This is a genomic window from Actinoplanes nipponensis (assembly GCF_016862275.1).
Classification (GTDB): Bacteria; Actinomycetota; Actinomycetes; order Mycobacteriales; family Micromonosporaceae; genus Actinoplanes; species Actinoplanes nipponensis.
This window is the reverse complement of sequence record NZ_BOMQ01000089.1, coordinates 45,212-56,637: the sequence shown is the minus strand read 5'-3', so window position 1 is coordinate 56,637 and position 11,426 is coordinate 45,212. Positions and strand designations below refer to the sequence as shown.

The following is an 11,426-nucleotide window of genomic DNA, read 5'->3' as shown; positions in this document are numbered from 1 at the left end:
CTCAGCCCTCGAGACTGTGCATGACGTGCTTGATCCGGGTGTAGTCCTCCAGGCCGTACACGGAGAGGTCCTTGCCGTGACCGGAGTGCTTGAAGCCGCCGTGCGGCATCTCCGCGACCAGCGGGATGTGGCAGTTGACCCAGACGCAGCCGAAGTCCAGCCGCCGGGTCATCCGCATCGCCCGGCCGTGGTCACGGGTCCACACCGACGACGCCAGGCCGTACTCGACGCCGTTGGCCCAGGCCACCGCCTCGTCCTCGTCGGTGAACCGCTGCACGGTGATGACCGGCCCGAACACCTCGTCCTGGATGATCTCGTCGCTCTGCCGCAGTCCGGAGACGACCGTGGGGGAGTAGAAGTAGCCGCGGTCGCCGACCCGGGCGCCACCCGCCTCCAGGCTGGCGTGCCCGGGCAGCCGGTCGATGAAGCCGCCGACCCGCTCCAGCTGGCGCGCGTTGTTCAGCGGGCCGTAGAGCACGTCCTCGTCGTCCGGCGCGCCGGTGCGGGTGCCCCGGGCCTGCTCGGCCAGCGCGGCCACGAAGTCGGTGTAGACGCCGGGGGCGGCCAGCACCCGGGTCGCCGCGGTGCAGTCCTGCCCGGCGTTGAAGTAGCCGGCCTCGGCGATCGCGGCGGCGGCCGCCTCGACGTCGGCGTCGTCGAAGATCACCACCGGGGCCTTGCCGCCCAGCTCCAGGTGCGTCCGCTTGAGGTCGGCGGCCGCGGTCGAGGCCACCTCCATGCCGGCGCGGACCGAACCGGTGATCGACACCATCCGCGGGGTCCGGTGCGCGACCAGGGCCCGGCCGGTGTCGCGGTCGCCGGTGACGACGTTCAGCACGCCCGGGGGCAGGAACTCCGCGGCGATCTCGGCCAGCATGACCGTGGTGACCGGCGTGGTGTCGGACGGCTTGAGCACCACGGTGTTGCCGGCCGCGAGCGCCGGGGCCAGCTTCCACACCGCCATCATCAGCGGGTAGTTCCAGGGCGTCACCTGCGCGCACACGCCGACCGGCTCGCGCCGCACGTAACTGGTGTAGCCGCTCAGGTACTCCCCGGCCGACCGGCCCTCGAGCAGCCGCGCGGCGCCGGCGAAGAACCGGATCTGGTCGACGGCCGGGGGCAGCTCCTCGCTCGCGGTCAGGCCGAGCGGCTTGCCGGTGTTCTGCGACTCGGCCGCCACCAGCTCGTCGGCCCGCGCCTCCACCGCGTCGGCGAACCGCAGCAGGGCCCGCTGCCGCTCGCCCGGGGTGGTGTCCCGCCACGTCTCGAACGCCGTGGCGGCCGCCTGCATCGCCCGGTCGACGTCCGCCGGCCCCGACACCGGCGCGGCCGCGAAGACCTCGCCCGTGGACGGGTCGATCAGGTCCTCGTACCGGCCGTCGGCCGGCTCGGCCGCCGCCCCGCCGATGAAATTGGTCAGCACGCGCTTGGTGGTGCTCATCCGGCCTCCCACTGAGATATCACGTCTCGCGGAGACATCTTTTCACCGAATCCGCAGCAGACAAGACCTGAGATCACTGTTTCCGTGGCGATGGCCGATCTCAGCGGGGCGTGACGGTGTGCGCCCGGCGCAGCGCCAGGCCCGCGGCGCCGCCGGCCGGGATGATCAGCCAGCAGGAGAGCAGCCGGTAGATCAGCACGGCGGCCGCCGCCGGGACCGCGGTCGCCCCGCTCGCGGTCAGCCCGGCGACCAGCGCGGTCTCGATGACCCCGACGCCGCCCGGGGTCAGCGGCACCTGCCGGACGATCTGCACACCGAGGTAGATCCCGGCCAAAGTGGTCACTCCCACCGGCAGGCCCAGCGCCCGGGTGGCCGCGGCCAGGCAGAGCAGGTCGGTCAGCCAGTTCACCGCCGCGTAGGCCAGGGCCACCGCCCAGTCCCGCGCCCGCAGGCCGGCCCCGGCCCGCCAGGCGCCCCGGGCCGAGGTCAGCAGCCGGCCGGCCCGCCGCCCGGCCCCGCCCGCCCACGCCGGTTCCCCGCCGGCGGGCGCCCGCCCCGGACGCGCCGCGAAGCGCCGGCCCAGCACGACGCCGGCCGTGGTCAGCGCGGCCAGCGCGGCGACCACCGCCGGCGGGCGCCAGCTCAGGTAGCTGCCCGGATCGCGGGCCACCACCCCCGCGCCGCCGACCACGTACAGCAGGGTCAGCCCGCCGAGGGAGGCCAGCCCGGACACCACCGCCGACGCGGCGCCGACCCGCCGCGGCACCCCGGCCCGGCGGTACTCCCTGATCGCGTACCCGGTGGAGACGGCGGCCCCGGCCGGCAGGCTGATCGACATCGCCGACCGGGCCAGCGTGATGGCCAGCAGGCGCCGGACCCGCAGCCGGACACCCAGGTTGCCGAGCAGGTGCTGCTGCTGCCGGGCGAACGCCAGCAGCGACACGACCTGCAACGCGGCGGCCAGCGCGACCCAGCCGTACCCGGCCCCGGCCAGGGCGGCGAGGAACTCGCCCGGGTCGGGCAGCCGCCCGCGCAGACCGACGACGGCCAGCGTGACGACCGCGGCCCCGACGGCCACCAGCCGCAACCACCGCGGCCCACCGCCCCGGCGCGCCACCTCGGCCGGGCGCTCCTGCACCACGGACGGCGGACGCGACATCGCCCGATCCTCGCAAACCCGGTCCAGCCCGGGGCGGCTACTCCGCCTCGTCCCGGGCGTCGACGTGCGCCAGCACGGCCGGGTCGGCGCTGCGCAGCCGGTCGACCTCCTCGCCCGCGTCGCAGGTCAGCAGCGCGATCTCCACGGACTCCGGGGTACGGACCAGCACCCGCCAGGTGGCGCCGGACTCCTCCCAGCGGCGCAACCGCGCCAGCTCCTCACTCATCGCACCCTCCTCTGCGGACACCCTGCCACGACTCTCGGGGTGCCGTCGGGGTCATTCCCCGATGTGGGGCGCGCTCGCCCGGCGGCAGGCTGAGCTCATGCCGAGACTCGTCAGATTCTGCGCCTGCACCGCCCCGGCCCTCATGCTCGTCTACGGCCTGCTGCGTGTCGTCGACGGCCTGGACGGGGACCGGCACAACGGCCCCGCCTGGGACGTGGGGCACGTCGCCTTCTTCACCGCCATCGTGCTGTTCGCCGTGTTCGCCGTGGCCCTGCGCCGCCTGGACCGCCCCGCCGCCACGGCGTCCCGGGTGCTCGTCGAGGCGGCCACGGCCGCCGTGCTGTTCGGCGGGGCCTGCTTCCTCTGGGTCATCACCGGCGACCTTTTCGCGGACTTCCACAACGCGGCGCCGCTGCCGGAGGCGCTCGACCTGATCGGGCCGGCGCTGTTCCAGGTGGGCCTGCTGGTGCTGCTCGTCCGGCTGGTCCGGGCGGGCCGGCTGCCGTTCTGGAGCCCGGTCGCGGTGCTGGTGGGCTTCGTGGCGATCGGCGCCGACCTCGACCTGCTGCCGGTCGGCTCGGCGCTGGTGCTCGTGGCCCTGCTCCCGCTGGCCGTGGCCCGGCCCGGCCGTCGTGAGGATAGCCTTACCGGCACGACGAGCCGGTAGGGAAGTGATGTCATGGCCGACAGGCCGGTCAGGGCGGCGAGGGTCGGGCAGGTCACCCGGGTCGAGCAGCTCAGCCCGCACATGGTCCGCATCGTGGTGGGCGGCGCCGGCCTGGCCGGGCTGGACGCCGGGGCGTACACCGACCACTACGTCAAGATCCTGTTCCCGCGGCCGGGCGTGGCGTATCCGGAGCCGTTCGACCTCGCCGTGATCCGCCAGACCCTGCCCCGCGAGCAGCAGCCGCTGGTCCGCACGTACACGGTGCGCCGCTGGCGGCCCGAGGTGCCGGAGCTGTGGATCGATTTCGTGGTGCACGGCGACGAGGGCGTCGCCGGGCCGTGGGCCGCCGCGGCGCGCGTCGGCGACCCCGTCCGCTTCCAGGGCCCCGGCGGCGGCTACGCGCCGGACCCGGACGCCGGCTGGCACCTGCTGGCCGGCGACGAGAGCGCCCTGCCGGCGATCGCGGCGGCCCTCGAGCGCATGCCCGCCGGCGCGACCGTGAGGGCGTTCATCGAGGTGGAGGACGCCGCCGAGGAGCAGAAGCTGGAGAGCCCCGGCGACGCCGAGATCACCTGGCTGCACCGCGCCGGCCGGCCGGTGGGCGAGGCGCTGGTGGCGGCCGTGCGCGGGCTCGCCTTCCCGCCGGGGGAGGTGCACGCGTTCGTGCACGGCGAGGCCGCCTTCGTCAAGGAGCTGCGGGCGCTGCTGCGGGTCGAGCACGGCCTGCCGATGAGCCGGCTGTCCATCTCGGGCTACTGGCGGCGCGGCCTGAACGAGGACGGCTGGCAGTCGAGCAAGCGCGAGTGGAACCAGCAGGTCGAGCGGGAGCAGGAGGCGGCCGCGGGCTAGTCCGCCGCCGTCCGCAGCCAGGCCGCGGTGTCGCGGGGCAGCATGCCGTCCCGCGGCGGCGGCCCGCTGGCCAGCAGCACCTCGCCGTCCGGGAGCCGGGCGTCGGTGTCCCCCATCGCCACGGCCAGGGTGACGCCGCAGCCCCGCTCGGCCAGCAGCAGCCCGTCGCCGGTGACCGACCAGCGCACGGTGTCGGCGGCCGGCAGCGCGCGCCGCAGCTGCAGCGCGCGCCGGGTCAGGTGCAGGGTGGACGCCGGGTCGGCCGCCTGCGCCTCGACCGACAGCTCGCCCCAGCCGGGCGGGACCGGCAGCCACGGCGGCATCGCGCCGGGCGGGGAGAAGCCGTACGCACCGGCCGGGTCGCGGCGCCAGGGCAGGGGCACCCGGCAGCCGTCGCGGGACGCGCCGCCGCGGGCCCAGGCCGGGTCCTGGCGGGCCGCCGGGGGCACGTCCACCTCGGGCAGCCCGAGCTCCTGGCCCTGGTAGAGGTACGCCGCGCCGGGCAGGGCGAGCACGGCGAGGATCGCGGCGCGGGCCCGGGCCGGGCCGCCGTAGCGGGTGACGGCGCGGCGCACGTCGTGGTTCTCCACCACCCAGGTCACCGGCGCGGTCCCGTTCGCGTGCGACAGCAGGTCGGCTCCCGTGGCGGCCCACACGTGCGGGTCCCACGGCGCGGTCACGAACGCGAAGGCGAACGCCTGGTGCAGCTCGTCCGGGCGCACGTAGCGGGCGGCGCGGTCCGGCGCCAGGTTGACCTCGCCGATCAGGACGCGCGGCGGGTCGTACGAGTCGGCCAGCCCCCGCCACTGCCGGTAGACGTGGTGCACCTCCTCCTGGTCGCAGGCCAGCGGGTTGCCGCGCAGCCGCATCGGCTCGGGGACCGTCCCGGCGGGCAGGTCCGGCAGCCCGGGCGCCTTGAACAGGCCGTGGGCCACGTCGATGCGCAGCCCGTCCACGCCCCGGTCGAACCAGAAGCGCAGCACCTCGTCGAAGAACGGCGCGGTCCGCGGGTCGCGCCAGTTCCAGTCCGGCTGCTCGCTGGCGTACAGGTGCAGGTACCACTGGCCGGGCCGGCCGTCGGGCTCGGTGATCCGGGTCCAGGCCGGCCCGCCGAACACGCTCGGCCAGTTGTTGGGCGGCCGGGCCCCGCCGGGGCCGCGGCCGTCGGCGAAGTGGAACCGGGCGCGGGCCGGGCTGCCCGGCGCCGCGGCCAGCGCGGCCCGGAACAGCGGGTGCGCGGCCGAGCAGTGGTTGGGCACGACATCGATGAGCACCCGCAGCCCGAGCTCGTGGGCCCGGGCCAGCAGGACGTCGAAGGCGGCCAGGTCGCCGAAGAGGGGGTCGACGTCGGTGTAGTCGCTGACGTCGTAGCCGTGGTCGGCCTGCGGGGACCGCTGGAACGGCGTCAGCCAGATCGCCGCGGCGCCGAGGCCGGCGACGTGGTCCAGGCGGGCGGTGAGGCCGGCCAGGTCGCCGACGCCGTCGCCGTCCGCGTCGGCGAAGGAGCGCGGGTAGATCTGATAGACGGCGTCGCTCATGTCCACAATGTTTCCCCTTCGCGGCGGTGAAATTGCTTGACAGTTTCTGCAAGGTCTTGCAGGACCCGGCCGCCGGGGGTTAGCGTGCGTCGTCGCCCCGCCATCGGAAGGCCTCAATGTGGAAACCCTCCTGCTCAGACGGCGGCTGATCGTCGTCTGGACCGTCGTCCTGGCCATGCTGCTCAGCGTCGCCGCGGCCGGCCCGGCCCGCGCCGCCGGCACCGCCGAGCCCATCGCCGAGCCCACCGCCGCCGCCCTCGCGGGCTGGGGCTTCGACGCGCCCGCCCCCTCGGAACAGTTCTACTTCGTGCTGCCGGACCGCTTCGCCAACGGCGACAGGTCCAACGACACCGGCCGGCTGCCCGGCGACCGGCTGGCCACCGGCTTCGACCCGGCCGACAAGGGCTTCTACCACGGCGGCGACCTGCAGGGGATCATCAACGGGCTGGACTACATCCAGGGGCTGGGCACCACCGCGATCTGGCTCGCCCCGGTCTTCAAGAACCGCCCGGTGCAGGGCAGCGGCTCGGACATCTCGGCCGGCTACCACGGCTACTGGATCACCGACTTCACCCAGGTCGACCCGCACTTCGGCACCAACGCCGACCTGGAGCGGCTGGTCCGGCTGGCGCACAAGCGCGGCATGAAGATCTACCTGGACATCATCGTCAACCACACCGCCGACGTCATCAAGTACGCCGAGAACAAATACGACTACATCGACAAGGCCACCTCGCCCTATCAGGACGCCCAGGGCCGCGAGTTCGAGGACCGCAACTACGCCGACGGCAGCCGGGCCTTCCCGAAGCTGAACGACCAGTCGTTCCCGTACACGCCGGTGATCGACGCGAAGGACCGCGGCGTCAAGAAGCCCGCCTGGCTCAACGACCCGACGATGTACCACAACCGCGGCGACTCGACGTTCGTCGGCGAGAACAGCGAGTACGGCGACTTCTTCGGCCTCGACGACCTGTTCACCGAGCGCCCCGAGGTCGTCGCCGGGATGACCAAGATCTACGGCGACTGGATCGCCCGGACCGGCATCGACGGCTACCGCCTCGACACCGTCAAGCACACCGACCTGGCCTTCTGGCCGCAGTTCGCCGCCGGCATCGACAAGGCCGCGCGCCAGGCCGGCAAGAAGGACTTCTTCATGTTCGGCGAGGTCTACAGCGCCGACCAGGAGATCGAGTCCACCTACGTGCGCCGCGGCGGCCTGCCCGCCACCCTGGACTTCTCCTTCCAGGCCGCGGCCAAGACGTTCGCCGCCGACGGCGGCTCGGCCAAGGCACTGTCCGGCCTGTACGCCGCGGACGACCTCTACACCACCGCCGACACCGGCGCCGACCGGCTGCCCACCTTCCTGGGCAACCACGACATGGGCCGGATCGGCTCGTTCATCGCCGCCGGCGGCACCGACCCGGCCACCCACCTGCGCCGCGACCAGCTGGCCCACGAGCTGATGTTCCTCACCCGCGGCCAGCCGGTGATCTACTCCGGCGACGAGCAGGGCTTCACCGGCCCCGGCGGCGACAAGGACGCGCGGCAGGACATGTTCGCCAGCAAGTCGGCGGACTACCTCGACGACGACCTGCTCGGCACCGACCGCACCCACGCCGTCGACAACTACGAGACCTCGCACCCGCTCTACCGCACGATCGGCGAACTGGCCGAGCTGCGCCGGGCCCACCCGGCCCTGACCACGGGCCTGCAGGTCGACCGGTACGCGGCCGACGGCCCCGGCGTCTTCGCCACCTCCCGGATCGACCGCAAGTCCCGCACCGAGTACGTGGTCGCGGTCAACAACGCCACGACCGCGCAGACCGTCACGCTGGACACGTGGACGCCGGGTGCCTCCTTCGCCGGCCTCTACGGAGCCACCGGCGCGGCGGCCACCGGCGCGGACGGCAAGCTGACCGTCACCGTCCCGGCCCTGTCCTCGGTCGTCTACCGGGCGGCCAAGCCGATCGCCCAGGCGGCGGCCGCCCCCACCGTGAAGCTCACCGCGCCCGGCGCCCTGGTGCCCACCCGCACCGAGCTGACCGCGACGACCACCGGCGACCCGCTGGCCACGGTCACCTTCGCCGCGCAGGTCGGCGCCGGCCCGTGGCGGCTGCTCGGCACCGCCGACAAGGCGCCGTACCGGATCTTCCACGACCTGACCGGCCTGGCCGGCGGCACGCCGGTGCGGTACAAGGCGGTGGTCCGCGACGGCCGGGGCCGGCTGGCCGTGAGCGGCACCTCGATCAAGGTCGGCACGCCCCCGGTGACCGCCGGACCCGACTACGCGATCGTGCACTACAACCGGCCGGCCGGCGACTACGACGGCTGGGGCCTGTACGCCTTCGGCGACGTCGAGAGCACGACCACCTGGCCGGCCGGGCAGCCGTTCGACGGGGTGGACGCGTACGGCCGGTTCGCCTGGGTCAAGCTCAAGCCCGGCGCCAGGAACGTCGGCTTCATCGTGGTGGACTCCAACGGCGTCAAGGACGTCGGCGCGGACCGCTTCCTGGATCCCACGAAGACGCCCGAGATCTGGCTCAAGCAGGGCGACCCGGCGATCGTCACCACCGGGCCGGCCGCGCAGCAGGACCCGAACACGGCGGTGCTGCACTACCGCCGCGCCGACGGTGACTACGCCGGCTGGGGCCTGCACGTGTGGGACGGCGCCGCCAACCCGACCGAGTGGTCCGCGCCGCTGCAGCCCGCCGCGACCGACAAGTTCGGCGTGACGTTCCGGGTGCCGCTGGCCGCCGGGGCCACCGGGCTCAACTACATCATCCACAAGGGCGACGCCAAGGACCTGCCCGACGACCAGCGGCTGGACTTCGCCACGACCGGGCGGGAGGCGTGGCTGCTGTCCGGCGTACCGGATCGGCTGCTGCCCGTGGTGCGCCGGGCCGGCGGCGGTGTCGCCGACCTGACCAGGTCCGCCGCCGTCTGGATCGACCGGGCGACCATCGCCTGGAAGACCGGCCTGGGCAGCTCGCTGGAGCCGGTCGGGGCCGGCACCGACGGCCGGGTCTACGACCTGGTCTACGCGCCCGAGGGCGGCCTGAGCATCGTGGACGGGGAGCTGGCCGGCGCGCACGGCAGCATCCGCCTCGACGCCCGGCGCAACGGCCTGACCGAGGCCCAGCGGCAGGCCAACCCGCACCTGTGGCAGTACCCGGCCTTCCGGCTGCGCGACCTGTCCAAGCTCAAGGACGTGCTGCGCGGCCAGGTGGCGGTCACCGAGCGCGACGCCGAGGGCAAGCTGCTCGCGGCGACCGGGGTGCAGACCGCCGGCGCCCTCGACGACGTGTACGCGCCGGCGGCCAGGGCCCAGCTCGGCGCGACCTTCCGCGGCGGCCGGCCCACCCTCGCCGTGTGGGCGCCCACCGCCCGGACGGTGTCGCTGGAGCTGTCCGACACCCCGGCGGCGGCCGCCCGGACCGTCGCCATGGCCCGGGACGCGCGCACCGGCGTGTGGTCGGTCCGCGGTGACCGCAGCTGGAAGGGCAAGTTCTACCGCTACCGGGTCACCGCCTGGCAGCCCGCGGCGAACAAGGTCGTCACCGCCTCGGTCACCGACCCGTACTCGGTGGCCCTGTCGGCCGACTCCACGCACACCCGGATCGCGGATCTGTCCGACAACAAGCCGGCCGGCTGGGACAGGCTGCGCAAGCCGGCGTACACCCCGGGAAAGCTCCAGGTCTCCGAGCTGTCGGTGCGGGACTTCTCCATCGCGGACAGCACGGTCCCGGCGGCCGAGCGCGGCACGTACGAGGCCTTCACCGACCCGCGGACCGCCGGCATGAAGCAGCTGAAGGCGCTGGCCGCCGCGGGCACCACCCACCTGCACCTGCTGCCGGTCTTCGACTTCGCCACCATCCCGGAGAAGCGCGCCGACCAGCAGCAGCCCGCCTGCGACCTGCCCGCGCTGCCCCGGGACTCCGCCGAGCAGCAGAAGTGCGTCGCCGCCGTGGCCGCCGAGGACGGCTACAACTGGGGCTACGACCCGCTGCACTACACGACCCCCGAGGGCGGCTACGCCGTCGACCCGGACGCCCGGACCCGCGAGTTCCGGGAGATGGTCGCCGGGCTCAACACCAGCGGTCTGCGGGTGGTCATGGACGTCGTCTACAACCACACCTCGGCGGCCGGCACCGACCCGCACTCGGTGCTCGACCAGATCGTGCCCGGCTACTACCAGCGGCTGCTGGAGGACGGCACGGTGGCCAACTCCACCTGCTGCGCCAACACCGCGCCGGAGCACACCATGATGGGCAAGCTCGTCGTGGACTCGCTGGTCACCTGGGCCAAGGCGTACAAGGTCGACGGCTTCCGCTTCGACCTGATGGGCCACCACCCCAAGGCCAACATCCTGGCCGTGCGGGCCGCGCTCGACCGGCTGACGGTCGCCCGCGACGGCGTCGACGGCAAGAGCATCTACCTGTACGGCGAGGGCTGGGACTTCGGCGAGGTGGCCGGCGACGCCCGCTTCGTGCAGGCCACCCAGCGGAACATGGCCGGCACGGGAATCGGCACCTTCAACGACCGGCTCCGCGACGCGGTGCGCGGCGGCGGCCCGTTCGACGACAACCCGCGCATCCAGGGCTTCGGCTCCGGGCTGTTCACCGACCCGAACGGCGACCCGGCCAACGGCACCGCCGCCGAGCAGAAGGCCCGGCTGCTGCACCAGCAGGACCTGATCAAGGTGGGGCTGACCGGCAACCTGGCCAAGTACCGGTTCACCGGGTCGGCCGGCACGGCCGTCACCGGCGACCAGATCGACTACAACGGGGCCCCGGCCGGCTACACCGCGGCGCCCGGCGAGGCGATCACCTACGTCGACGCGCACGACAACGAGATCCTGTACGACGCGCTGGCGTACAAGCTGCCGGCGGGGACCTCGGCGGTGGACCGGGCCAAGATGCAGTCCGTGGCCCTGGCCACCACCGCCCTCGGGCAGGGCGTGGGCTTCGTGACCGCGGGCAGCGAGCGGCTGCGCTCCAAGTCGCTGGACCGCAACTCGTTCAACTCCGGCGACTGGTTCAACCAGATCACCTGGGACTGCGCGAAGGGCAACGGCTTCGGCCGCGGCCTGCCCCCCGCGGTGGACAACGAGAGCAAGTGGCCGTACGCCAAGCCGCTGCTGGCCGAGGAGAAGCTGGTGCCCGGCTGCGACGCGGTGAACCTGGCCGACGCCCGCTACCGGGAGCTGCTGGCGATCCGCCGATCGTCGCCGGTGTTCGGCCTGCGGACCGCGGCCGAGGTGCAGAAGCGGCTGTCGTTCCCGCTCTCCGGCGCCGCGGAGACCCCCGGCGTGATCACCATGCGGCTCGACGGGCGCGGCCTCGACCGCCGCTGGAGGTCGGTCACGGTCGTCTTCAACGCCACCCCGGCGGCGGCGACCCAGACCGTCGCGGCGCTCAAGGGCGCGAACGTGACCCCGCACCCGTTGCAGCGCGACGCGGGATCGTTCGACCGGGCCACCGGCACCTTCACCGTCCCGGCCCGGACCACGGCGGTGTTCGTGCAGGGCTGATCGGCTCTAGACGTAC

General features: G+C 74.1%; 7 protein-coding genes. 3 read left to right on the top strand and 4 right to left on the bottom strand.

Going from position 1 to position 11,426, the window contains the following annotated elements:
- Position 1: 1 nt before the first annotated feature.
- The 3 genes from Ani05nite_RS36440 to Ani05nite_RS36430 all read right to left on the bottom strand — a co-directional run bounded on the left by Ani05nite_RS36440 (position 2) and on the right by Ani05nite_RS36430 (position 2,826).
- Positions 2 to 1,441: a gamma-aminobutyraldehyde dehydrogenase gene (locus tag Ani05nite_RS36440; protein ID WP_203776040.1), complete on the bottom strand. Its 1,440-nt coding sequence runs from the start codon at positions 1,439 to 1,441 to the stop codon at positions 2 to 4.
- Positions 1,442 to 1,541: 100 nt separating this feature from the next.
- Positions 1,542 to 2,600 carry a lysylphosphatidylglycerol synthase transmembrane domain-containing protein gene (locus Ani05nite_RS36435; protein ID WP_203776038.1) on the bottom strand — a complete coding sequence of 353 codons (1,059 nt, stop codon included), beginning with the start codon at positions 2,598 to 2,600 and terminating at the stop codon, positions 1,542 to 1,544.
- Positions 2,601 to 2,637: 37 nt separating this feature from the next.
- Positions 2,638 to 2,826: a hypothetical protein gene (locus Ani05nite_RS36430; protein WP_203776037.1), complete on the bottom strand. Its 189-nt coding sequence runs from the start codon at positions 2,824 to 2,826 to the stop codon at positions 2,638 to 2,640.
- A gap of 97 nt (positions 2,827 to 2,923) precedes the next feature.
- On the opposite strand from Ani05nite_RS36430, the gene Ani05nite_RS36425 reads away from it, so the two are divergent.
- Complete coding sequence (locus Ani05nite_RS36425) at positions 2,924 to 3,493, top strand: hypothetical protein (RefSeq protein WP_203776036.1); 570 nt, start codon at positions 2,924 to 2,926, stop codon at positions 3,491 to 3,493.
- A 12-nt stretch (positions 3,494 to 3,505) separates the two neighbouring features.
- Positions 3,506 to 4,342, top strand: a complete 837-nt coding sequence (locus tag Ani05nite_RS36420; protein WP_203776035.1) for a siderophore-interacting protein — start codon at positions 3,506 to 3,508, stop codon at positions 4,340 to 4,342.
- Here Ani05nite_RS36420 and Ani05nite_RS36415 read toward each other — a convergent pair.
- A complete protein-coding gene (locus Ani05nite_RS36415; RefSeq protein ID WP_203776034.1) occupies positions 4,339 to 5,880 on the bottom strand; it encodes a glycoside hydrolase family 13 protein in 1,542 nt (513 codons plus the stop codon). The genes Ani05nite_RS36420 and Ani05nite_RS36415 overlap by 4 nt on opposite strands.
- A gap of 175 nt (positions 5,881 to 6,055) precedes the next feature.
- On the opposite strand from Ani05nite_RS36415, the gene pulA reads away from it, so the two are divergent.
- Entirely contained in the window at positions 6,056 to 11,410 is a 5,355-nt protein-coding gene (pulA, locus tag Ani05nite_RS36410) for a pullulanase-type alpha-1,6-glucosidase (RefSeq protein WP_203776142.1), read from the top strand.
- Positions 11,411 to 11,426: the final 16 nt, after the last annotated feature.